This is a genomic window from Limosilactobacillus walteri, from assembly GCF_014830205.1.
Classification (GTDB): Bacteria; Bacillota; Bacilli; order Lactobacillales; family Lactobacillaceae; genus Limosilactobacillus; species Limosilactobacillus walteri.
In genome coordinates, this window is the sequence record NZ_QORN01000005.1 from 88703 (window position 1) to 112519 (window position 23817).

30 protein-coding genes are annotated in these 23817 nt (G+C 37.6%); 4 read left to right on the top strand and 26 right to left on the bottom strand.

All coding sequences use genetic code 11. The annotated features are described in order from the left end of the window. Window positions 1–4 precede the first annotated feature (4 nt). The 3 genes from cbiB to DTK66_RS01665 are packed head-to-tail and all read right to left on the bottom strand — an operon-like array spanning window position 5 to window position 3413. Window positions 5–964: an adenosylcobinamide-phosphate synthase CbiB gene (cbiB, locus tag DTK66_RS01655; RefSeq protein ID WP_191667576.1), complete on the bottom strand. Its 960-nt coding sequence runs from the start codon at window positions 962–964 to the stop codon at window positions 5–7. Then, a complete protein-coding gene (locus DTK66_RS01660) occupies window positions 961–2325 on the bottom strand; it encodes a cobyrinic acid a,c-diamide synthase CobB (protein ID WP_191667577.1) in 1365 nt (454 codons plus the stop codon). Before DTK66_RS01660 ends, cbiB begins: the two co-directional genes overlap by 4 nt. Next, window positions 2322–3413, bottom strand: coding sequence for a pyridoxal phosphate-dependent aminotransferase (locus tag DTK66_RS01665; protein WP_368356236.1), 1092 nt, complete (start codon window positions 3411–3413; stop codon window positions 2322–2324). The genes DTK66_RS01660 and DTK66_RS01665 overlap by 4 nt, the downstream gene beginning before the upstream one ends. A 360-nt stretch (window positions 3414–3773) precedes the next feature. Between DTK66_RS01665 and DTK66_RS01670 the strand changes: the two genes are divergently transcribed. Then, window positions 3774–4340: a cob(I)yrinic acid a,c-diamide adenosyltransferase gene (locus tag DTK66_RS01670; RefSeq protein ID WP_191667579.1), complete on the top strand. Its 567-nt coding sequence runs from the start codon at window positions 3774–3776 to the stop codon at window positions 4338–4340. A gap of 296 nt (window positions 4341–4636) precedes the next feature. Here the strand turns inward: DTK66_RS01670 and DTK66_RS01675 are convergent, their stop codons facing one another. Next, window positions 4637–5479: a GNAT family N-acetyltransferase gene (locus tag DTK66_RS01675; RefSeq protein ID WP_191667580.1), complete on the bottom strand. Its 843-nt coding sequence runs from the start codon at window positions 5477–5479 to the stop codon at window positions 4637–4639. Between the two features lie 15 nt (window positions 5480–5494). Further along, entirely contained in the window at window positions 5495–5947 is a 453-nt protein-coding gene (locus DTK66_RS01680; protein ID WP_191667581.1) for a flavodoxin, read from the bottom strand. A gap of 110 nt (window positions 5948–6057) precedes the next feature. Here DTK66_RS01680 and DTK66_RS01685 point away from each other — a divergent pair, with 110 nt between their 5' ends. Beyond that, entirely contained in the window at window positions 6058–6486 is a 429-nt protein-coding gene (locus DTK66_RS01685; RefSeq protein ID WP_191667582.1) for a EutP/PduV family microcompartment system protein, read from the top strand. Here the strand turns inward: DTK66_RS01685 and DTK66_RS01690 are convergent. From DTK66_RS01690 to DTK66_RS01790, 21 genes are all read right to left on the bottom strand, one after another. Further along, window positions 6479–7036, bottom strand: a complete 558-nt coding sequence (locus DTK66_RS01690; protein WP_191667583.1) for a cadmium resistance transporter — start codon at window positions 7034–7036, stop codon at window positions 6479–6481. The genes DTK66_RS01685 and DTK66_RS01690 overlap by 8 nt on opposite strands. After that, window positions 7033–7674 carry a histidine phosphatase family protein gene (locus DTK66_RS01695; RefSeq protein ID WP_191667584.1) on the bottom strand — a complete coding sequence of 214 codons (642 nt, stop codon included), beginning with the start codon at window positions 7672–7674 and terminating at the stop codon, window positions 7033–7035. The genes DTK66_RS01690 and DTK66_RS01695 overlap by 4 nt, the downstream gene beginning before the upstream one ends. Before the next feature lie 108 nt (window positions 7675–7782). After that, entirely contained in the window at window positions 7783–8574 is a 792-nt protein-coding gene (locus DTK66_RS01700; protein WP_191667585.1) for a tyrosine-protein phosphatase, read from the bottom strand. 79 nt (window positions 8575–8653) lie between these two features. After that, on the bottom strand, window positions 8654–9001 hold the full coding sequence (locus tag DTK66_RS01705; RefSeq protein ID WP_102816758.1) for a BMC domain-containing protein: 348 nt from the start codon (window positions 8999–9001) through the stop codon (window positions 8654–8656). A 15-nt stretch (window positions 9002–9016) separates the two neighbouring features. Next, window positions 9017–10201: an acetate/propionate family kinase gene (locus tag DTK66_RS01710; protein ID WP_191667586.1), complete on the bottom strand. Its 1185-nt coding sequence runs from the start codon at window positions 10199–10201 to the stop codon at window positions 9017–9019. A 23-nt stretch (window positions 10202–10224) separates the two neighbouring features. Continuing rightward, complete coding sequence (locus DTK66_RS01715; protein WP_191667587.1) at window positions 10225–11346, bottom strand: 1-propanol dehydrogenase PduQ; 1122 nt, start codon at window positions 11344–11346, stop codon at window positions 10225–10227. A 17-nt stretch (window positions 11347–11363) separates the two neighbouring features. Next, window positions 11364–12797, bottom strand: coding sequence for a CoA-acylating propionaldehyde dehydrogenase PduP (gene pduP, locus DTK66_RS01720; RefSeq protein ID WP_191667588.1), 1434 nt, complete (start codon window positions 12795–12797; stop codon window positions 11364–11366). A 2-nt stretch (window positions 12798–12799) separates the two neighbouring features. Next, window positions 12800–13273, bottom strand: coding sequence for a GlcG/HbpS family heme-binding protein (locus tag DTK66_RS01725; protein WP_003669911.1), 474 nt, complete (start codon window positions 13271–13273; stop codon window positions 12800–12802). A 2-nt stretch (window positions 13274–13275) separates the two neighbouring features. Continuing rightward, window positions 13276–13863, bottom strand: a complete 588-nt coding sequence (locus DTK66_RS01730) for a cob(I)yrinic acid a,c-diamide adenosyltransferase (RefSeq protein WP_191667589.1) — start codon at window positions 13861–13863, stop codon at window positions 13276–13278. 19 nt (window positions 13864–13882) lie between these two features. Next, a complete protein-coding gene (locus DTK66_RS01735; protein WP_497006445.1) occupies window positions 13883–14161 on the bottom strand; it encodes a EutN/CcmL family microcompartment protein in 279 nt (92 codons plus the stop codon). Next, window positions 14143–14646, bottom strand: a complete 504-nt coding sequence (gene pduM / locus DTK66_RS01740; RefSeq protein ID WP_191667591.1) for a PduM family microcompartment protein — start codon at window positions 14644–14646, stop codon at window positions 14143–14145. The genes DTK66_RS01735 and pduM overlap by 19 nt, the downstream gene beginning before the upstream one ends. A gap of 31 nt (window positions 14647–14677) precedes the next feature. After that, the gene (locus tag DTK66_RS01745) at window positions 14678–15322 is read right to left on the bottom strand and encodes a phosphate propanoyltransferase (RefSeq protein WP_191667592.1); all 645 of its coding nucleotides are present in this window, start codon (window positions 15320–15322) and stop codon (window positions 14678–14680) included. Between the two features lie 22 nt (window positions 15323–15344). Continuing rightward, entirely contained in the window at window positions 15345–15635 is a 291-nt protein-coding gene (locus DTK66_RS01750; protein WP_191667593.1) for a BMC domain-containing protein, read from the bottom strand. A gap of 12 nt (window positions 15636–15647) precedes the next feature. Next, on the bottom strand, window positions 15648–16190 hold the full coding sequence (locus DTK66_RS01755; protein WP_191667594.1) for a BMC domain-containing protein: 543 nt from the start codon (window positions 16188–16190) through the stop codon (window positions 15648–15650). 7 nt (window positions 16191–16197) lie between these two features. Further along, window positions 16198–16581 (bottom strand): glycerol dehydratase reactivase beta/small subunit family protein, encoded by a 384-nt coding sequence (locus DTK66_RS01760; protein ID WP_191667595.1) that lies wholly within the window; start codon window positions 16579–16581, stop codon window positions 16198–16200. After that, window positions 16544–18394 (bottom strand): diol dehydratase reactivase subunit alpha, encoded by a 1851-nt coding sequence (locus DTK66_RS01765; RefSeq protein WP_191667596.1) that lies wholly within the window; start codon window positions 18392–18394, stop codon window positions 16544–16546. The genes DTK66_RS01760 and DTK66_RS01765 overlap by 38 nt, the downstream gene beginning before the upstream one ends. Before the next feature lie 31 nt (window positions 18395–18425). Continuing rightward, a complete protein-coding gene (locus tag DTK66_RS01770) occupies window positions 18426–18941 on the bottom strand; it encodes a diol dehydratase small subunit (protein WP_191667604.1) in 516 nt (171 codons plus the stop codon). A gap of 12 nt (window positions 18942–18953) precedes the next feature. Continuing rightward, entirely contained in the window at window positions 18954–19661 is a 708-nt protein-coding gene (locus DTK66_RS01775) for a propanediol/glycerol family dehydratase medium subunit (protein WP_191667597.1), read from the bottom strand. Window positions 19662–19678: 17 nt separating this feature from the next. Beyond that, complete coding sequence (locus DTK66_RS01780; RefSeq protein ID WP_191667598.1) at window positions 19679–21355, bottom strand: propanediol/glycerol family dehydratase large subunit; 1677 nt, start codon at window positions 21353–21355, stop codon at window positions 19679–19681. A 24-nt stretch (window positions 21356–21379) separates the two neighbouring features. Continuing rightward, window positions 21380–22096 carry a propanediol utilization microcompartment protein PduB gene (gene pduB / locus DTK66_RS01785; protein WP_003669200.1) on the bottom strand — a complete coding sequence of 239 codons (717 nt, stop codon included), beginning with the start codon at window positions 22094–22096 and terminating at the stop codon, window positions 21380–21382. Window positions 22097–22196: 100 nt separating this feature from the next. After that, window positions 22197–22475, bottom strand: a complete 279-nt coding sequence (locus DTK66_RS01790) for a BMC domain-containing protein (protein WP_191667599.1) — start codon at window positions 22473–22475, stop codon at window positions 22197–22199. A 243-nt stretch (window positions 22476–22718) separates the two neighbouring features. Here DTK66_RS01790 and DTK66_RS10925 point away from each other — a divergent pair, with 243 nt between their 5' ends. Further along, window positions 22719–23222: a hypothetical protein gene (locus DTK66_RS10925; protein ID WP_225208949.1), complete on the top strand. Its 504-nt coding sequence runs from the start codon at window positions 22719–22721 to the stop codon at window positions 23220–23222. A gap of 2 nt (window positions 23223–23224) precedes the next feature. Next, window positions 23225–23809 carry a helix-turn-helix domain-containing protein gene (locus DTK66_RS10930; protein WP_225208950.1) on the top strand — a complete coding sequence of 195 codons (585 nt, stop codon included), beginning with the start codon at window positions 23225–23227 and terminating at the stop codon, window positions 23807–23809. The last annotated feature ends 8 nt before the right edge of the window (window positions 23810–23817 follow it).

A 23817-nucleotide genomic window follows, 5' to 3' on the forward strand; every position in this document is an offset into this window, starting at 1 on the left:
TTTTTCACTTCCAAACTATTAATAAACGACCAAGCTCAAAGCAGATTAGACCAATGATTGCGGACATGTATAGCATTGTAATTGTCCTTTTCAAATGCCAATTAGCGGCTATTACTAGGTGGTCATTTCCAATGTATGGTTTTTTCACTAATTCGCCAAAGTAGTAATGGGGTCCGCCAAGTTGGAGGTGTAACGCTCCAGCAACGACCGCTTCACTAAACGCACTGTTAGGACTAAGGTGATTTTCACAATCACGTTCACCAACCGTAATTGCTTCTTTTGTATCGTCACGCAAAATCCAACTGCTAATTATCAAAAATAACCAAGTTAAACGTGCAGGAATATAATTAGCAAGATCATCAATTTTTGCGGACACTTCACCAAATGCACGATATTTTTCATTTCGGTATCCGACCATCGAATCTAATGTGTTTATTGCCTTATACATCATTCCGCAAACCGGTCCACCAAGTGCTAAAAACAATAATGGTGCAATCACTCCATCGCTCGTATTTTCTGCAACAGTTTCAATAGTTGCTTTTGTAACCTGTTCAGCACTTAACTGCTTAGTATCACGGCCCACAATCATTCCAACCTGTTTCCGCGCTTTTACTAAATTGTTTTGTTGCAGACTCTTCATAATTTTTTTCGCTTCAATCGCTAACTGTCGCGTAGACAAACATGTATAGCTTAAATATGTCCCAACAATTAAATACAAATAGTAGTTAACAGAAGATAGCCGCATGATCAAAGACGTAATTAATCCTGTACCACCAACTGTTATTCCCCACGTCAATGCGCCAAGCCATTTTCTTTTATTTTCTGAATAGCTCGCTTTATTGAATAATTTAGTTAGCCATGCGATTAGGTATCCAATTGCTTTAATCGGATGAGGCCACGAATGGGGATCACCTAACAACAAATCAAGGATAAAGGCCACTGCAATCATAATTGCAATACTCATCGTATTTCAGCTCCTAATTTCTGCAAAAAGTAGTTAAATCCATCCTCACTTTGATAAAAATGAACATGCAAGTAACTAGCAAAAGCATTTCTTATCTGGTAGCCACCTTGCCAAGTATCTACCACTTGCTGGTCACGAATCTTTTGCATTTTTAAGACCGGCTTTAACTGATCGTCTAATGGTGTAAACATTGAATGATGAAATTCGTGGCCAACAATTTTTTGACCCTTCTTCCCCAATAAGCAATCCTTTTGGGGAGCAGCATTACAATAGCCAAATTTCTTTAGTCGTGGCGTCATCTCACTTTGACCATTAAAAATCCCAACCATGGGATACTCATGCTGTCCTTGCTTTAATAACTTACCCAGATACATTAAGCCACCGCATTCCGCATAAATTGGCTTTCCCTTGACTGAAAAATCCTTAATTTCTTTTTTTAGCGATACATTATCTGCTAATTGTTTAGCAAATTCTTCAGGATAACCGCCACCAAAATATAAGGCGTCAATACTAGGCAAGTGTTGGTCATTGATTGGACTAAATGGCACGAGGCTAACACCAGCTTTTTTTAATAGCTTCAAATTATCAGCATAATAGAAATTAAATGCCTCATCTTTAGCAATTCCTACACGTAATTTAGTTGTTGGAATATTAAAAGAAATATTTTTGTTTACCGTTGAAAGGGCCGCCAATGATTCAAGCTGTTGAAGATCTATATGTTCCTCTGCCTCCTGTGCAATCTCAGCGATCTTTTTATCAATTCCTGACAATTCATCATCTGGAACTAATCCTAGTTGTCTTGAAGGAAGGCTAATCTCAGAATTATGCGGAAGATATCCTATAACTGGAATATCTAAATATCTATGAATTGCTCCAGCAACGAGTTTATAATGATTTTCACTCATTACATTATTTATAATTACTCCTTTAATCGGCACTTTCTTATCAAAATCAATAAATCCTTTAAGAATAGCAGCTGCCGAAGTAGAAGTAGCTCGTGCATTAATGACCAAAATAACAGGAATGTTCAATTGCTTTGCTACACTAGCAGTTGAATAGGCGTCTTTATCGGTTCCTAGCCCATCATAAAGCCCCATAACCCCCTCAACAATGCCTAAATCAATTCCTTCAGTATCAGCTGTAAACAAATAATTTAGCGTCTGAGAATTTGGAACAAGATAATTATCAAGGTTGCGGGTGGGCCGTTTAGTTATTCGCGTATGAAATTTTGTATCTACATAATCAGGACCAACTTTATATGATTGGATCTTATATTTTTTACTCAATGCTTTTAAAATTCCTAGAACAACAGTTGTTTTCCCAGATCCGCTTGTTACACCGGCAATTAATATTTTCTTCATTTTTCTTCACGCCCAAAAACCTGTTTTAGAGTGTTTACTAATAAAACATTATCCTGCGGTCCCTTAACAGCTACCCGGTAATACTGTGATCCTAAGCCTTCATAGTCATCACACTGTCGAATCAACAAATGATGGTTGATTAACTTTTCTCTTAGATTAAGATCATCACACTTAAACAAGAAAAAGTTGGTAACACTTGGAAAAACCTTAATCCCCGACACTTTCTGCAACGCCACGTATAAGGCCTGCTGTTGCTCATCAAGCCATTCATGCGTTAATTTTATATACTTCTGGGCCCGAAACATATTTTGTCCAAAAACATCTGCTATGCCATTTACGGACCAAGTATTTTCTTGAACTTGGATTAGTTCTTGCAACTGCTTATTTTTCGTTATGCAATATCCCAATCGTAACCCCGGAATCGCAAAGAATTTAGTTGCGGCACGAATAATATATACTCGATCTGCAGAATGCAACTCATCAATAAAACTCACCTGTCCTTTTACCGTTAAATCAATAAATGCTTCATCTAAGATCAATAATCGATGATGATAATTACAAAAATCAACCAATTTACGAAGATCGCAAGTTTCAATTATTTGTCCCGTTGGATTATTAGGACTTGCTAAACAGATAACTGTAATTTCATGGTGTGCTTTTAAAAATGAAATCATATCGGGCATCGAAAAAGTAAAATTATCCTTTTCCAATACTTTATAGTGATGAACATGCACACCAAGCCGGCTAAATAAGCGCTCATATTCACCAAATGTCGGTGCTAATACCATTGCATCAGTTGTCTTTTCTGCTCGAATCGCCTCATCAAGCACTTCAGTAGCTCCGTTGCCTACAAAAACATCGTCAGGCGCAACATTAAAATGCTCAGCAATTGCCCCTTTTAGTTCTGGATAATTAGGATCGGGGTAAACTTCAATGTTCGCAAATGATTGAACCAATACATTCCATAAGTCTGAAGGGAAACCTAAAGGATTAATATTCGCACTAAAATCTTTAATTTCCTCAACTGGAACTTTTAATTGCTCGGCTACTTTGTCAACATTTCCTCCGTGATGTATACTACTCTTCACAATATCACCCACTAACTTCAAGAAAGCGTTTCCGTATTTCTACACTTATTAAGTTACGATTTTCACTTTATTAGTGCAATACTTAACAACACATAAGACAAAGAAGCATTATTAGCGCTTAAATTAGTTAAAAAATGTTAATTAAATTTTCTTGTCGTTAAAATTTTTATCTTTTTTTGCCAGATTGTTAGTATTTTTTTATAATTTTAGTGATTATCACTTTTTTCATAAAACTAATAGTGCTATTTTTTGAGCAATTCAGTAGAAATTAGTATTATTTGACTGAGTATCAGAAAAGCGTCAACAATTTTTATCTTTAGGAGTAAACTTAGGACAAAATAGTGAAAGGACAGTTTTCCCATGAGAATTTACACAAAGAATGGTGACCAAGGACAAACAAGAATTATTGGAAAAAAGATTCTATATAAGAGTGATGCCCGTGTTGAAGCCTATGGCGAAGTTGATGAGCTTAATTCGTGGATCGGTTATACAAGATCATTAATTGGAAACCAAACCAATGAACTATCAGCAGAATTAGAAGAAATCCAACAACTCCTATTTGATTGTGGTCATGACCTTGCCACGCCTAAAAATGATGAACGCCATCCATTTAAGTTTGATAAGGCCAAACCAACTACATGGCTCGAAGAAAGAATTGATACATATACTGAAAAAGTTCCAACAGTTAAGAAATTTATTCTTCCTGGTGGAACTCAGCTTGCTTCTTCTTTGCATGTTGCTCGAACTATTACCCGCCGAGCAGAAAGACGGATTGTTCTCCTCATGCAAAAAGAAGAAATTAACGTTGATGTTTTAACTTTTATTAATCGACTTTCTGATTACTTTTTTGCGGTAGCAAGATACGCTAATTACTTAGAACAACAGCAAGATACTTTATATCGTAATAGCAAAGATGTCTTTCATTAATAATTACTGTATACAAAAGAGGAGGAATAACCTTCTTGGCAAGGCAGTTGGCTAAACCCGAACGATGATTAAGCACGTCACGGGCTGATTAATTAGACTTGAGCTTTATGGTTATGATCCACGTTATCTTGCTATTATTCGTTAAAATAGTTAAAGCTGAGAGACAACATATTTTAGTCCCCCACAAGCACAAATAGGGCTCTAGTATTCGGTTTTCACGAACACTAGAGCCCTTTGTATACTACGCTATAGAGTTTCCTACTATATAGTAGGATCCTTACGTCACAGCCTCCTGCTTACCCTATGACCAGATTGCTAAATTGTGGATGGGTTTCAAAGTAACTTTTAGCAAAAGGACAATTTGCTTTTACCTGCCAATCTGCTCCTTCTACTAACCACATTAAAGTCGTCATAATCTTATTTGCAAGTCCTTGACCACGATAGTTACTTTTAACCGTAACTTCTTCGATTATCATTGTTTTATTTTGATCATTTTTCAGAACGGCTATTGCGATTTTATCTCCCTTATTATTCAATAAGGCTAATTCTCCAGGATGATAGGTAAAATTATGCGCCAAATCAATACATGCTTGTTGAGGGAAGCTACTTTCCCTAATAAAGTATTCAAAGTCTTTGATATCTTGTTGCAACCGCTTTGCGAGTTTCTGATCATTATTTTCGCCATTTTTGAAAACAGACTGCACATTCCCAATTGCAATTGTGCAATTCATTACCTTCATTCCTAAATAACGCAGTACTTGATGGAGGTGCGCATTCGCAATCAAGCCACCTTTTTCACCCGCAGAATCTGTTATTACCATCACCGGTTTCCCCATTAAGTGTTGGTTAGGCGATGGAACTGATAGGACATCTAGTGCATTTTTTAGCCCACCTGGTAGTGAATAGTTATATTCTTGAGTAACAACCAATAAAGCGTCCATCTCATCAGCAGCTTGCCGAAATGCTTGCCACTCAAGCGGAGTATTTTCGCGTTCTAAATCAGGATTATAAAACGGTAAAATGGTGTAATTTAATTCAATAAATTGAAGATCACTGGGTAACTTAGTAAAATAATTTGCTACTTTCCGACTATAAGAATTCTTGCTTAAGCTCCCGATTAACACACCGACTTTAACCATTTTTATCATCCCTTTTTAGTTTTTACCTGCTGTTGCTACTAATCCTTGCGCAAATTTATCTAATCGTTCAATATCTTCCTCATATGGTTCAAGGTCTATTTTTACTTTTGCGGCTCCCGAAGTTGCCCCAGCTTGCTTAAATGCATCATCAAAATGATCAACAGTGGTATTAAAATACTCACCGTAAAATTTATCGCCAGAGCCTGCAACCCCGTATACCTTACCAGCAAGATTGGTTTCTCTTAAATCATCATAAAAGTCCATTCCCTCTTCTGGCATTGCTCCTTCATCATACGTATATGCGCATACAACTAAAATATCCGCCTTTTTAAATTCATCAATATCAGCCTGTGAAATTTCCGACTCAGTAACTTTAACGCCTAAATTAGTTAGACAATCACATACAATATTTGCTACTTCTTCATTATTACCAGTCATCGTGGCATAAACTACATGTGCTGTTAACATTTCTAAATTCCTCGCTTAATTCTTTAATAATCCATGGCTATGTGTAACCGCTTTTATTATAATACAAGTGACTAGTATAATTTTGTAGAGATTGGTGGAGGTTTTACATCATGAAAAGAACTATGTTTATCGGTGCAATCGCATGTGGCAAAACAACTCTTACGCAACGTTTAGAACACCAGCAAATTAAATATAATAAAACGCAAGCTGTCGAATTTACGTCTAATATAATCGACACCCCCGGCGAATACATGGAGCATCATAACATGATGAGCACGCTTCGTGTAACTTCAATGGATGCAGATATTGTTGTCCTTTTACAAAGTGCCGTCGATAAACGGCTAGTCTTTCCTGCAGGATTTTGCTCGATGTTTACAAAGCCAACAATCGGTGTCATTACTAAAATCGATTTAGTAAAAGATCCCGCAGATATTGAATATTCAAAAAAATTACTGCTTAGCGCCGGTGTGAAAAAAGTTATCCCCATTTCTGCAGTAGAGAACATTAACATTGATAAATTAATTACTGAACTCAACTAAATGGCCCCAAAAGATGCGTTATTAGGTGGCTACTCCATACAATATAGATTCCTGCTAGAATATATACAAGCTTACTTCCATAATTGCCATATTTTTCTAGTAAATAGGCTACTGGACGCGAGGAAACAATTAATTTCCCAAATAGGATTAATAGAATTGAGCAAATTTCAAAAACCACGCCAATGTATATAATCTGATACCAAGTAAGATTTACTACCCATGGAATATAGACAGCCAAATTATCGCCACCCAAGCTTAAACAAAATATAAAAAGCGAAAAGAAATTCGTGTTAACTGCCTCTTCCTCATCATTCTGATTAAAAATAGCAAGAAAGATTAATACTATCCCCATAAATCCTGTAATCCAATCAGGAAACAGAAAAGCTAGACTTTTACCAAGAAGGACACCTAAAGCCCACAAGACAATGGTCGCCGTTCCAAAGCCAATTATTGGTAGACGATAGTTATAATTTCGTAAAACGAATAAAAGTGCGATAAAAGTATCAATATTTAATCCTAGAAAAATAATAAGGACTGCAAAAAAACTCATAATACTCCCGTTCCTATAAAAGGTCGGTTATAGTAACAAATTTTTCGTTGGTTTAACAGCAAATCGATTTGGATTTTACTAACGCTTAAATTTTGTGGATTCTTAAACACAACACCATCAACATTTTTCAAACATAAAGAAACAATATTTTTTATTACCCATCCGTGAGTAACTAGCAAAATATTTTTTTGCGGATATTTCTTGGCAATTTCTTGGATAAAAGACCATATTCTTTCACGAGCATGGGCAAAACTTTCCCCATTGCTTACTTCAATCGAATGTGGTCGCACATCATTAGTCTCTAAATCGAAATAGGCCGCATACTGTGCTTTTAATACATTGATTGCAACCCCATTCCATGTTCCATACGAAATTTCCGACAATCGCTGGTCGATTTGCACTTTAATATCAGTATGAGCGCAAATAATTTCACCAGTTTTTATTGCTCTTTTTAATGGACTTACATAGACATAATCTATCTGATTGTTGATAAATACTTTTTGATAGTTTTGAGCTTCTATTTTCCCGCGTTCAGTTAATAATGTCAGGTCATTATTTAATGTCCCCTGGATATAATCTAATCGATTAGCATAAGTTTCACCGTGACGAATTAAAAAAAAGTTGTCATAAAACACCATCACCCAAATTAAATATGTATATTAAAGAGACTACATAATTCTAGTCTCTTTATTTTAAGAAAGGCAAGGGCTAAACCAATCTTTCAAATCATCAAGTTGTTTATTTCGTTAAATTAAATAAAGGTATTGTAATTGTTCAATCATTGAATCGCTAATCTGCAGTACATCTTTAATGTAGCTTTGCATCCCACCATATTTATTATCAATAAGAAAATATGCTTGGTTATAGTAACACTGGTTTGCCGTTGATAAATCATAGATTGAGCGCAAATGGTTCTCACCTAAATCATTTTTCACAGCATAGTCAAGACGCTCTCTTATTCGCTTTACAGAGGCCTGATTAGTCAACATATAGTCTTGATAAATAATGTTTTGGGGAACTTGCAAGGCATTTAATAGATATATTGCCGCCAGCCCAGTTCGATCTTTACCAGCCGAGCAATGAAAGAGGATGCCTCCTTGTGCAGGGTGCAGGCATAATTTTTTCATAAAAATATGAAATGCTTCTTGAGCTTGCTCATCGGTAACAAATTGATGATATACCTTCATCATTCGATTAAATCCTGCTTGCGGATCTTGTGAAAAATTCTTTCGTGCTTCATTGATACTAATGTTACTTTCCGTAAGATCATTATCAAACACTGGTATCCGGATATAATTCATTAATGATGTTAATTGGTCTGGATATAAAGCAACTTCAGATGTCGACCTAAAATCAATAATTGTTCTAATACCATACCTATAAAGCTTTCGCTGTTCAACTTGATCAAAATAAGAGAGATGTGCAGAACGAAGAATATTATTCCACTTTAACTTATGACCATTACTAGTTTCGTATCCACCAAGATCACGAAAATTAAAGCCATGCTCAAATGATAATATCCGCTGATGATTCGCCATCTTACATCCCCCTCCTTTCTAAAAAGCGTATTCACTCACTTAATTTTATATGCTAAGCAAATGAATACACTTTTTAATACTATGTTCGCGTAATTTCAGGAACATCAAACCCTAGTAACGTTTGTAGCTTATCAACCACATGACGCAATGCTGATTCAACTTCAGAAACTTCTCCCACAATTACAACCGAGCCACTAAATCGATCAATAAACCCTAGAGTAACATTACTCGATTTTGTAGCAATATCCCCAGCAATAATTGAGGCTTCACTCGGCGTTATTGTCAAAATACCAAGCGCATTTTTAGGAGTTTGTATCCCTAATTTCTCATAAATATCTGGCGTAGGGTTAGCAACAATATGTGCTAATGTTACCTGTTTACCTGGAACATACTCTTGAATTGTCCGTTTGATATCCTGCCTAGCCATAGCATCATCCCCATTTTATTGCTGAGTTACATTCATTACATCACGGGCAATAATTATTTCTTCATTAGTTGGAATAACGGCTACTTTAACTTTACTATCAGGCGCTTCAATACTTAGCTCGTTATTTTTGTTTTTCTCTTCGTCAATTTTGACTCCAAGATAGTCCAAATTCTTACATATCTGACTTCTAATATAAGCAGCATGTTCACCAATTCCGGCAGTAAATACTAATGTATCTAATCCATCAAGATCAGTTGTATATGCTCCAATATATTGTTGAATTGAATGTACAAAAACATCTAAAGCTAATTGCGCCCGTTCGTTACCATTTTTAGCCGCACTTTCGATTTCACGTTCATCATTAGAAATTCCGGATAAACCTTTAAGTCCTGAATCTTCATTCATTATTCGCCGCATTTCATGTGAATCAATCTTGAGTTCTTCTTCAAGAAAAGGAATAATTTCAGGATCAATATCTCCACATCGCGTCCCCATTACTACACCTGCTAACGGGGTAAAGCCCATCGAAGAATTAACCGACTTTCCATCTAAGATCGCCGAAACGCTTGATCCATTTCCTAAGTGGCATGTGATCATCCGACGAGTCTTTTCTTTACCAAAAAGTTCGCGCGCTTTTTCTGAGACATACTGATGTGAAGGGGCATGGAACCCGTAGCGTCTAATTTGGTACTTCTCATAAAATTCATACGGCAAAGCATACATATAGGCTTTCTTAGGGATTGTATGATGAAATGAATTATCAAAAGTAACTACTTCCTTAGCATCTGGAAGAAATTTTTCAAAGGCTTTTATCCCTGCTAACCCATTTGGATTATGCAATGGTGATAATACCTTCAATTCATCAATCCGTTTTTCTACTTCTGGAGTGACTGCTACTGCATGGGTATAGTAGCTCCCGCCATGAGAAATTCGGTGTCCAACACCATAAATTTCTGACTTATCCTTAACAACCCCACTGGACATTAAAATATCAATAATGTGATCAATTGCCTCTGAGTGGTTTTTTAAAGGAATTTGTCTCGTCTCGCTAGTTTTATCAGTTTTATATGAAAGCTGACTTGTCGAAGAACCGAGATTTTCAGCAGAGCCACTAATTAATAGTTTTTCCTCTGGCATCAAGTACAGTTTAAACTTAATTGATGAACTACCAGAATTAATTGCAAGTATTTTTTTTGACATCAAATCACTCCAAATAAACTAAATTAACGAATTATTGCTTCGTAAACCACCTTCAGATCATCATCTGAAGGAACAACTGGATTGCCAGGGAATGTTGCATCCTTCTTAGCATTGGCAACTACAGTATCAGTCACTTCTTCTGCCTTCGCTGGATCAATGCCAAAAGCTTGAAGGGTCATTGGGCAATTCATTTGTCGTGCCATTTCCCGAATTTTAGCAATTAAGCGTTTAACAGCTAAACGGTCACCAACTCCAGGAGCTGCAATTCCTGCTTTTTTAGCGGCAATCGCAAACTTATGCAGAGCTTCTTCGCAATGTTCCGCATTGTAGGCAACAACATAAGGCAAAAGCATCGTGTTGGCTAAACCATGAGGAACATGGAAGTTAGCACCAAGTTGGTGGGCAATTGAATGGCAAATTCCTAATCCAGCGATGTTAAAAGCCGTTCCTGCAATGTTTGATGCTTCATGAACAATCTTGCGTGCATCAACATTATCACCATGACGATAACATTCAACTAGGCACTTAGTAACTGCATCAATTGCTTCTTCTGACAGTGCAACAGTAAATAGGTTGGCATCCTTAGCGACCAACGATTCAAGCGCATGTGTTAGGACATCCATGCCTGAATATGCAGTAACACTCTTTGGTGCGGTCATAACAAGCTTGGGATCAAGTAAAGCACAATCTGGTGTTAAGTAGTCTTCCAGAATTGGAATCTTGCGGTGTTCCTTAGTATCAGAAATAACAGCAGTATTAGTTACTTCTGATCCAGTACCACTTGTTGTTGGAATAGCAATGTATTCATCAATCTTGCACTTTCCAAGCTTCTCACCGAAGAAACGGATCCCTTTACCAGTATCCAAGGCCGATCCGCCACCGATACCAATAACAATTGTTGGCTTTAACTTAAGAAATTGTTGAACCCCTTCCATGATTTTATCAAGCGGAGGATCAGGAACAACGTCTGAGAATATTTCACATTTATTGCTATCATTAATATGACTTTCAATTTCTTTTAAGGTATCACTACCAGGTAAAAACGAATCACATACTAGCAAAATGCGCTCATTATGAAGAGTTTCTAACTCTTTCAAGCTGTCTGTACCCGAGTAAATTCGAGTTGGCATACTAAATTTTTCCATTGGAATTATGCCCCCCATTAGTACCAATTACGTACTGAAAAGCCTTGTGGTGAATTCAGACGAACACGACGAGTAAATGTCTTTGCGGTACATGTTCCTTCACCAGTTGGTGTGGCGATTGTTAATGCTGAAGCACCTGAGTGAGCTCCATTATCGGCAACACCAGTACCAACATACGATGGTCCGTTAACAACAAAGATAGAACATTGCATCCGGTGAGCTGCATTATTAATGTGCTTTAAGTTGTTAGAGTGAATAGTAGCAGTATGGTGATTGCCTTTTTCAACTTCAACAGCTGTCTTCAAAACATCATCAAAAGTTGGGCAAGAAACAACTGGTAAGATTGGCATTAACATTTCTGTCATTACCAATGGATGTTCCTTAGGAAGCTCACAAATAATTTCTACTGGATGACCAGTATAAGGAATGTTTGCTTGATCCAAAATGTAAGTTGCATCCTTACCAACAAATTTTCGGTCAGGTGCTCCGTTATCTTGGATACACATATCAGCCAACTTATCTGCTTGTTCACGGTTAACCACAAAGGCCCCTTCATCTTGCATCTTACGGATTAATTCATCCTTAATACTGCTTTCAGCAACTACTTCCTTTTCAGCGGTACATAAAATATCGTTGTCAAATGAAGCAGATGTAATAATGTTGTGCGCTGCAAGATCAATATCCGCAGTTGCATCAACCATTGCAGGAGGGTTACCTGGGCCAGCGCCAACAGCCTTCTTACCACTGGTCATAGCTTGATGAACCACCGCTGGGCCACCAGTTACGGCTAACATTGCGATATCAGGGTGTTTCATCATTTGTTGAACCGATTCAATGGTTGGATTATCAACGCTTACAACTAAATTATGAAGACCAGTTGCATCAGCAATGAAGTCATTCATTTTTTCAATTGTCCAGCGAGTAATATTCTTAGCACCCGGGTGAGCACCAAAGTATAGCGTATTACCACCAGCAAGCATCATGATTGCATTGGCAATAACTGTTTCAGAAGGATTAGTACTTGGGCCAACAGCACCAATAACTCCATATGGTAATCGTTCATACATGACCATTCCACCGTCACCGTTTTCAGTAACTGGTTCAAGAATTTCTGGGCCTGGAGTGTTGTATAAAGCATTATGCAACTTAGCAATCTTTGCTTCTACAGTTCCCATTCCAGTTTCTTCCTTGATATCCTTAGCCATTTTTTCAATGTAAGGACGAAAGCCTTCTTTAATTGCGTCAATTACTTGTTGCCGAACAGCGATAGGCTTATCACGATATACCTCTTGGGCAGCCTTTGCAGCAGCAATAGCATCGTTAACATTAGAAAAAATACCACGGTGGCCATCATCTGCAGTGACAGCTGCGTTTACTGAAGACGAACTTGCATTGTTTAATTCTTCTGCAAGAATCTTGCGTACAGCATTTTCAATATCATTAATCTGCATATCTACTTACTCTCCTTCAAGAACTCTGCAACCGCAGCTTCACAAATAGATTGATCTTCTTCAACCAATCCACCACTAACACCAATTGCACCAATAATTTCGTCATTGATCTTCAATGGAATACCACCAGCAAATGATGCTAAGCGACCATCAAGCATTGTTTCCATTTGGTACAAACCAGCACCTGGTTGGATATCCTTGCTAATGTCTTTAGTTGGTTCTTTCATTGCAAGTGCAGACCAAGCCTTCTTAGGAGCAAGAGTACAACTTACTAAGTTGGCATTTGGCATATGGTAGCTCATTTGTAGTACTTGGTCAGCCTTCATGATTGCAATAGTCACACCAACACCAAGTTCATTGGCCCGTGCAACTGCTGCATCAATTACTTTTTCCATCTTATGACGATCAAATAAGTTCTTTGAATTATTGCTATTAATTACGCTTTCAACAATTTTACTAATTTGTTCCTCATTCATTATTAACGCACGTCCTTTTCCTGCTGATAACGTCTATAAACTTCTACAACGTTATCAGTAACTTTATTTAACAAATCCTCATAATCTTCGTCCCGAGCCACAATATAAAGAAAATCTGATAGACGATTGATATACCGCTCTAGTTCTGGACGAAATTCAACATTTTTTGATAGCCTTACAAATAGTCGTTCAGCTCGTCGACATATCGTTCGACAAATATGAAGTTGCGCTCCTGCAGTACTCGAACCAGGTAAGATAAAGCTATGAACCGGTGGTAATTCATTGGTGTACTCGTCAATTATTTTTTCAAGGCAACGGGTATCTGCATCGGTAATTATTTTGCTTTTATCTGCAAAATATTGTTTATTTTCGGTTGCTATCTCACCTTGAAGGAAAAACATTTTATATTCGACTTCTTGCAAAAGTTTCTTATTTCGTTTACTTTCACAGAATTTGTCAGCCAAACTAATATTGGCATTTAATTCATCAAAGGTTCCATAAGTTTCAACCCGCAACGAGTCTTTAGGTACCCTTGTTCCATCAAATAGACTTGTTTCTCCTTTGTCACCACCTTTTGTGTAAATAGCCATTTTAATTCCTCCAATGCATCTATTTATCAAAACGGTCAATTATTCCTACAATCGTACAATCATTAACATCTCTAGGTTGGTCTTCTCCTCGTTCACGATCAGCACGTCTTGCACCTGCCCCGCGAACAATTAATACATTGTCACCAATACCAGCATTAACAGTATCAGCAGCAACTTGTTCAAATCTTACCGGCTGTTGATCAGAATTAATTTGTTGAACAATCATTAATTTTTTCCCAACTAAAGATGGATCTTTTTGTGTTGCAACAACACTACCCACTACTCTCGCCATATACAATTTTCTTCAGTCCTAATCTTTATTTGTATTTTTTTATAATTACAGATATCAACTGCTTCATCCGTGATTAACTGTTTTTGATATCTAACAAGAATCGATTTATCTGGTTTAGCAGCAATTTCTTCTCGTGTAATAACTCGATTATGACTGGCAATCACCGGCGATTCGTTGTTAACAACAAATAAGATCGGCCAGTCTAAAATCATCATTCGCGGAATAAAATTAACCATCTGTTCATTTACTAGGAAATAAAATTTAACGTCATAGCTAATTCCTTCTAATACCCAGTTAACCCAAGCATTAGTTTTTTCCATTGAATATAAATCTGTTACTAAATTAATTGAAACGTTTTTTAGAATAACCTTACCGTTTCTCAAAAATATTTGTTCACTAGGCGGGGCAACATGATGATTGAAAGAAACTTCAGTACTTGTCTGCTTTCGTTCTTCTAATCGTTGCATAACCTGTTGTACTAGGTTATCCATCTATTCACCCCCTTAGTAATTCCTTAAAGAGCTAGTTCTTTTTCTTAATAATAACTTTCCCGTAAGAATTGTTACCCAGTCCAACATTAGCTGCATTAGCTTCATCAGTATCAATATGCATTTCAAGAACGAAATCTTCACGAGGACGCGCTACAACATCGTCAAAGATTGTCTTACGTCCGCCATCTCCGTCTACTTCAACCTGCATAGCATCACCAAGTTTTACACCAAAGCGTTTAGCATCTTCAAGACTCATATGAATGTGCCGCTTAGCAACGATTACTCCTTGAATTTCAATTTCCGCATATGGTGACCGTACTTTAATCGATGGTGTCCCATCAAGATCTCCTGACATTCTAATTGGTGCATCAATTCCTAATGTAAAGTTTTCAGAACGCGCAATCTCAACTTGGGAATGTGAACGATATGGTCCCATTAACCGTACATGTTCAATTGTTCCCTTAGGACCGATTAAATCTACTGTTTGTTTTGCAGCGAAGTCAGCATGTTGCCGAAGCTTTTTTAGCATTTCAATTTTTTGCCCTGGGAATAACTTTTGGAAATCTTCTTCCGTTAAGTGAACATGGTGATTCGAAACGCCAATCGGAACTAAATTAGGATTTAGGGTTTCCTTAACAATCGCCCTGATAAGTGTTCTTAAATGTTCTTCATCCATAGATAGTCTTCCTTTTTATTAATTATTCAGCATCTGTGTCAGAGCCACCTGGTAAAATCTTTTCAACTTCTTCATGTGGACGAGGAATTACGTAAGATGATACAACTTCGCCAACGCCTTCAGCTGCTTGAACACCAGCATCAACAGCAGCCTTTACAGCACCAACATCACCACGAATCATAACAGTTACTAATCCGCTACCAATTTTTTCTTGACCAGTCAAAGTTACATTTGCAGCTTTTACCATTTGATCGGCTGCTTCAATAGATGCAACTAATCCCTTGGTTTCAATCATTCCTAATGCGTTATTCATTCTTAATTCCTCCTACTTTTTCTTTAATTCATTGTAATGAATGCATTTCTTATGTGGTTCGCCTAATTTTCTTGGGCATTTTGGATCTCCACACATGTTGCATGTGACCTCATTATCAGAATCAGTTTCCTGCTTATTGTCAGGTTCGTCCTCTTCCTTTGGTTCTTCTTCAACCAGTGGCTGATCGTTGTCATCTGATGCTTTTTCATCAACCTTATTATCAGGAGTAATGACTACAGTTTTTTCTGAAGCCATCTTAATGCGCTTCTTTTCGGAATTTGAATTCAATAAGTCTGTTTTTCCTAAAGAGCTTAATCCTAAAGCAGGACGACCAATCACAGCCGAAGTTACATAAACTTGAGGCAAATAATCTTTAACTGCTTGAATAGCAACTGTTACTGCCGAAAGTTCACCAGAAACTTGCAACGTAACCCAACCATTACCTTTTGTATTTTGAATACTACTAAGTTCAACATCCGCAGTTTTCAACATTCGGTCAGCAGCAACGATAGCACCAGATAATCCATTACATTCTACGTAGCCTAAAGACTTCATAATAAAATCACCTGTTTACCATTTCCTTAAAAGGAATTCCCTTCACCAAGCGCGCAGCATTGGCTCCTAAAATCCTTAACTGCTTCTTATCATCAATTGTCATATCAAACAACGGATGACTTTCCTTTAAATTCTTGTAATGTACTACAAACCGATTCCCACTAAAAGCGATACCGACAGATAATCGTGAAGCCAGCGCCGATTGATAGGCTCTATCAACAACATTATCTATATCAATTTCACGAATCGAAACCGGAATTTGTTCTTCCTCAATCCCGTTAAATAATGGCTTAGCACTATCTGGAATTGAAGTTCCATTTTCGACTCCTACAACAATTGAGGGACGTTGTGAATCATCGTTGTTCATAACGTTTCCTTCTTTCCTCGCCATACCGTAAGATTAAACCAGTAGCAACAGCATTCCGTGGTCCTTCGATGCCACGAACATTTCCTCGTCCAGCAACTAAGTTAAAGTGAGCTAATTCATCAGTAACAAGTTGTGGAATTTCGAAGTCTAACGCGGAACCACCAACAATTACAACAAACGGAATATCACGAATATTACCAGTTGGACTTACATACCGCAAAGCGCGTAAAGCATTAGTAACGAATACACGCTTTTTAGCACTCTGTCTAATAAGCTTGATTTTTTCAATACTTGGATTTCCCGTAACTGGTTCATAACCATCTGGCTTAATTACAACAATGCGAGCAAACAATTCAGACGGAAGTGGCTTTTCAAAGAATTGAACTGAACCATCTTCATGACGAATTTGAAAAAGGTTTTCTACTTTAGCTAATGGATAACGTTTGATATCCTCAGCCAAGTGAACGTCATTTAATCCCAGTTCTGAGTTGATAATCATTGTTACCATATCACCAGCACCTGCTAAGTGAATGGCAACCGTCTTATCTTCCTTATTAATAATTGAAGCATCCGTTGAACCGGCACCTAAGTCTAGAATGGCAATTGGTTTATCAGTCCCGGGAGTTGTTAAAGCTCCACGAATAGCTGATTCAACCTCTGCCCCACCAATTTCAACTTTCGTATTAAATTCTTGTTCGATTAACTTAGCAATTACTTCCATTTGAAGATGATCAGACTTAACCATCGCAGCAATACCAACCGCTGATTCATTTGAGAATTCTCCTGCTAATCCACCACGTACCTCAACCGGTACTTGCGTATCAACTGCAAGCAAATCTTGAATCGCTATTTCGTTATTCTGCTTTCCAGTTAAATCAGCCATAGTCTGCCGAACATTTTCTAGCATTCCTCCAACATTTGTCCCAGATTCACCAGTAATATCATTAATGTGACGGAAACTAGAGACCTTCTTCATGATGGCGTCGGCACCTTCTGAAACACCGACTTCTTCTTTCCCAGTATCACCATTAATAATGATGTTACCTGCCGGGATAACACGAGCTTTAACATCACCAGCAGGAGTCTTAATTACAACTGCCGAACGATTTCCAATCAATGCTCGTGAAACCGGAACAATGTTTTTAGTTTCTTCAGAGTTCAACCCGAACAATGTAGCTATCCCATATGGGTTAGATAATTGAGAAATAACTTGACCCGGTCCAGCGACTTCAACCGCTGCCAGCATATTAAGCGGAACCTTATCAATCATTGCAACTTCATCAACAATCGGAATCTTTTTATTCAATCGATTATCAACTAAGACACCATCATCATTCTTTAAAATTGCAGCAGTAATCTTATAGCCAGAGGCAACATAAGCATTAATAAGCTTGGCTACATCCTCAAAATCAATATCTTTAGGCACAACAACAATATAGTTTTGGTTTTTATCAGACTTTTTTAAAAGATCAAGTAGCCGCACTGTTATTCCTGCGCCAGTACCAATTCCACCAGGTGTATCTGGATTATGTCCAATCATTGTTGATTCTGTTACTACAGTTTCAGTAATTGTCTCCATTGCAACATCACCGATAACTGGTGTAGCTTCGTTGATTCGAATCAGGTCAACATCTTCAATTGTTAAATTGGACTTATTTAAGACTTGATTTATTGAGTCTCTGATACCAACTAAATTTTGCTTAGTCCCCTTGATACCAGTAGTAGGGGCAATACCAGAATTAATAAAGTGAACTTGTCCACTATCGGTCACGTCAGCTAACGCAACTTCAGTAGATGAATTCCCAATATCAACACCAATTACTTTTTCAGTTGACATATATAAAACTCCCTACTCTACACTAAAAAGCTTAGTTATCACCCTTTAGCTTCTTTCGACTTTCATAGTAATCGGCAGCTTCTTCAAACCAAGCTGCACAAACATTAGCATCGTACTTGTCTCGTAATTCCTTTGCGATATCCAATAGTTCTTGCTTAGTTGAACGGAAAGGACGGAGCGCATCATACATTTGAAGAACCCGTTCATCAGGAACACGGGTTAATTCTGCAGCCCGTTGAAGGTTCTTTTGGATAGCAGGACGGCCAGCATTAGCTGCAATTTCACCTTGAAGCTTCAATGCTTCTGGAGTAATCCGTAATTCCTTTGGGTCAACTTGATTATTGACAACTTTTTGTAAAGTAATGTCATCAAGATTGTGACCCTTTGGCGTCTTTACTAAATCGCGGTGCTTTTGATAAAGAGGATAATCATCCGCTGTCATTTCTTTATCGGCACTTGTAGTAGAAGTACCTGTGGAACTATTAGAGGATGAATTATTCCCCATTTGAGCCATGATCTTTGCTACTAAATCATCAACTTCACTCATCATTATGCCTCCTTAATTAAATGTAACCTTAATTTCTTCTTCAGGTTTACCAACAACAACCTGGTGAGTTTCACGAATGTGCATAATTGCAGAAATTGCTTGATAGTGAATACGAGCAAGCTGATCATTCTTAGCTGGAACAGGTTCTGGAGATTCACCCTTAGCATACATAGCCGCATTCTTACCAATTGCTCGGAAAGTTTCTGGAGTAAGTACTGGTGCTTGCGGGAACAATTCAAGGTTTCCAAGTGGATCTTGATCCTTTTGGTGGATAACAGTTGTCCCTTTAGATTGAATACCAATTGCAATTCCTGAGCCAGACAGGTGATCACCTTGAACAGCACAGAATGCAACATCTGATGTCCGATATACCTTAATTACCCGAGCTTTAAGCCCCTCTTCTTCAATCCCGGCAATAACTTGACGAAGGACTTCTTTATGCGGAATACCAGTTTCAGTTTTATCAAGAACCGTAGCAAAAGCAGGACCAACTGCAATTACAACTTCATCCTTAGAATATCCCGGCTTTGCTTGCCCGATTGGTTGGAACCAGTCAAGCTTTTTTTCTGGAACAGCTTTACTATTTGGTTGTTGTATTTCTTCAGTAGCAGTTGCCGCGTTGCTATCATTACCAAAATCAATCTTAGTATCGATTTGGTTAGTTTCATTTAAGACTTCTTCAACGATTTTACGTAATAAGTTTTCATCAATATCAGCCATAACAAATTACCTCCTCTCTACAGTTCCAAGTGTTCTGGATCAAGGGCAAATGGAAGATCTTTAATCCGATCCCATTCTTCCTTATCTTCATATAGACGATATCCAGTACCTGGTCCTTGGTAGTCATTGCCGTCGTTTACGGCAGAAGTGATGTTCCAATCCTTGTCAAAGATTGATGAAGTTTGGAGGTAATCACCAACAACCTTTTGTTTTTGAAGATTCAATACTGCTTCCGCAACATCTTTGAAACCGTGGTTATACAAAGCCTTAATAATATCGATAGCAGTAATACCACGATCCATCATGTCTTGAGCTGCCTTCATATCTGCAACCATATCTCGCTTTGGCATGTCATCATGTGTATTAGCATATGTTGCAGCTTCAACTTCTTCATCAGTAATCTTAGGTAATCCAAGATCTTCAAATACTGCTTGAAGCGCCTTAGCAGCCTTGTTACGAGCTTTAATGATTGTTTCTTCTTGAACTGGATGAATACCATAGTATTGACCCAAGTCACGTTCCATAACGTACATGTCATCATAATCCATTGCATCGGTGTTTGAGCCAGCAAAGGTGTTATCGTAGTTAGGAGTTGAAGAGTAACCAGAATTGATGTAGTCAGTACCAGCAATAAATTGTCCAATAAAACGTTCTGTCCGTCGCATATCAGAGTGTGAGTAGGCTTGGTCACAACCTGAAGCACATTCAATATCACACATCATACACAATAGGTTTTCACCAAGAACTTCACGAATACCATTTGGAACGGCACCTGGAATTTCAATACAACTTACGGCACCATTTTGAAGCCCTTGGACACCAGAAGCCTTAGTGAGCAAGATACAACGTGCTTCAAGGTAAAGCATTGATTTACCTTCTGGGTAACCCATCAGAACTTCTGAACCAGCACCAGAAGTAAACCGCATCTTCAAACCACGTGATGCATAACAAGAAGCTAAGAATCCTTTAGACCATGGTGTATCATCACCATCGGTAAATACACGGTCTGTCCCATAAACAGAAATAGTTTCAGCATAAGCAGTAAATCCACGCATCCCTAATTGCAATTCAGTAGCTTCTTCAACAGAACATTGTGTCAATACACCTGGACGTCCAGTTTGAGCACCAATTAAAATTGAAATAGCATTAAATGGTGCATAACGGGCAACCGCTGTAGTAGTTTCTTGTTCTGGGAAACCACGAAGAGCAGCATCGGCAGCATCAGCTGCAATTTGAACTGGGTTATCAACTGTGTTAGTAACGTGACATTGGTTATCTGGCTTACGACGTGGACGCATCTTCTTGATTGCCATAATCATTTCACCAAAGTCAAGCTTACTAATAATTTCTTCCGCCTTAGCAGGTGTTAATGCTGAGGTAATTTCGATAATCGATTCACGAGAAACATTTGGATCAACAAGCATTCGTGCAATCTTGGTAGAATCCATATTCATAACTTTTTCAACGTTATCAACATTAATTCCATACTTAGCAATATAAAGGTCGATTAGGTCAAAGTCTTCTAACTTCTTACCATCCATTTCGACAATTTTGCCGTTTTCTACTTTGATACTTGGCTTAGGGTCATTAGGACCCATCATTGCAACGAAACCTTCTTCTGGCCATTCCTTAACAAATGTATCTTGATGAATTGGCCGTTTTTCTAGTTCTTCAAAACGTTTTTGACGCTTCATAATAAAGTAGTCCTCCTTTCAGATCTACTTAATGTATGATGGGAAATCATTAACTGGTTCTTCACCAAACTGTGACAATAACTTTAATCCAACTTCACGTCCTGCCATCACGGCTTGACGGACAGCACCTGAGTCTCCGGTAATAGTTAAACAACCTTCGTTAGAAAAACTTGTTCCGTGACTTGGCGAGGTAAAGTTAAGTGGTTCAACACCAGCAGTTTTCAAGGCTTTATCTCCCATTACGACACCAATCCCTGAAGGACAACCACAAATTAATCCAAAGGCTTTTCCTTCAACTGCACCTAAACCAAGATGAGCAGCCCCAGCAGCCCGAGCAGTAAACTGAAGTTCAAGGTGTCCAGCTTTTGCATTGTAAACATCACCAAATGTACGGTGAAGGTTATCAAGTGCAACACGAATAGCTTGGCGAGCATCAGCTGGATCGTCACCACCAATAATGATTAAACATCCGTGACCACCGCCACCTTTGGTATCCCGTGGCCATTCAACATCAATACATTCCATGTTAGTAGCCTTGATACCTTCGTCCATTGCCATAATTTGTGGACCAGCACCAGTACGGTCGCTTAAAATCCCTAATGTTTTATACTGCTTTGTAACGTGTAATTTATCTAACAATTGTTGGTCAACTCTTGGAATCACCATTCCAATAGTGTCACCAATTTCACTAGCACCAACAAATTCTGGAACCGTGCTAGTAGAGTTTAGAAAGTCATTCATTCTTTATTGCCTCCTGCCTATAAAAAGCTCCTTAAAATAAAGCTCTTAATACAGATATCTGTACCTCGCCGTCTGTATAAGGGCTTTAAAAAATCAATTATTATTCCTTATGTGGTAAGAGCTTTTCAACTTCCGATTGAGGACGAGGGATTACATAGTTAGAAACAACTTCCCCAATGTTTTCAGCAGCTTGTACACCAGCGTCAACTGATGCCTTAACAGCACCAACATCTCCACGAACCATTACAGTTACTAGTCCATGACCAATCTTTTCTTGACCAATCAATTTAACATTAGCAGCCTTAACCATTGCATCGGCAGCTTCAATTGAAGCCACAAGTCCTTCGGTTTCAATTAAACCAAGTGCTTCTTGTCCCATAAAAATGCCTCCTAAGTATAAATACAAACAGCGATGTTAGAAATCGCTTACAATTTGGTACATGTTCATTCTATAACATGGCGTTTGCGATATTTTATCTTAAAAAATCAAGAATTATAAAAAAGTACAATAAAATATAACTATGTATCACTAAATTGACAAAAAAGCGTTCTATCGTGCAAATGTATGCTAACATACTAGGTATAAATGATATTGATTTTCAAATAAGCAGGTGGAATTTTCATGTATGAATACTCATCAAAATTCTTAAATGACATCCAAAAAGTTACTAAATCCTTTCAAGAAATCACTAATAATAATATAGTTTTCACAAGCGTCACCGGGGCTGTTGTTGACTGTAATACATTATTATTCGACTCAAACGTTTCTCTCGAATATTTAAGAAAGCTAGGTTTTAAAAAATACTATATTTTCCCATTAGTTATCGATTTTTCACTTAGCGGGTTCTTTATCCTTGATACTTCCAGATTAGAAGCAGAAACTGTTAAATTATGTGGTAAATATATCGAAACGTCTTGCGAACAATTTATTACTGATTCTCCAAAGCAAATCCTTATTTTAGATGCTATTGAAGTTTCTAAATTAAATTCACTAACCAAAACATTTCATGGTATCTTAGGTATTTCAGATGAGACAAACAGTAACGGTCTGGTACCCCCCCCACTTTTAAAATTGGCGATACTAATTCAACCGAAGCTTCCCCAAATGACATTGAAAAAAATATAATAATGGCGTTAAAATACATCAATGCTAATTTGGAAAAATCTCTTACGCTGGAAAATGTATCCCAAAAGATTTATTTGTCGCCATCCTACTTAAGCCGTATTTTCAAGAATTATTTCAATGATAATTTCATTAACTATATAAATTTGCAAAAAATTGCCCTCGCACAGGAAAAATTAATTTTTTCAAATACACCAATTAATAAATTGGCTCGTCAAGTAGGCTTTTCACAGACTAGTTACTTCACTAAAATTTTTAAACAAAAGGTTGGTATGACTCCCTCAAAATACCGTAAATATAATTCCGCAATTAAAAAGATATATACAATTCCCCGTGACCTTCAATGGCGTTCAAACAAATCAGTTTACGAGATTTCTAAAGACTTTTTTAATAAGAATAATATTTCTTTCAAGGCCCGTGATTTAAATGGTTATCCATATATTTACTCAATTAACGGGCTGAATGATGTTCATAATAAAGCCGGCTGGGTCTATACTGTTGATTGCTCACAGCCAATTATTCCCGCTAGTGAAATCAATGTTTTTGACCGCTCAGTGGTTCAATGGATATATACTGAAAAAATCATCTAAAAAAGAGG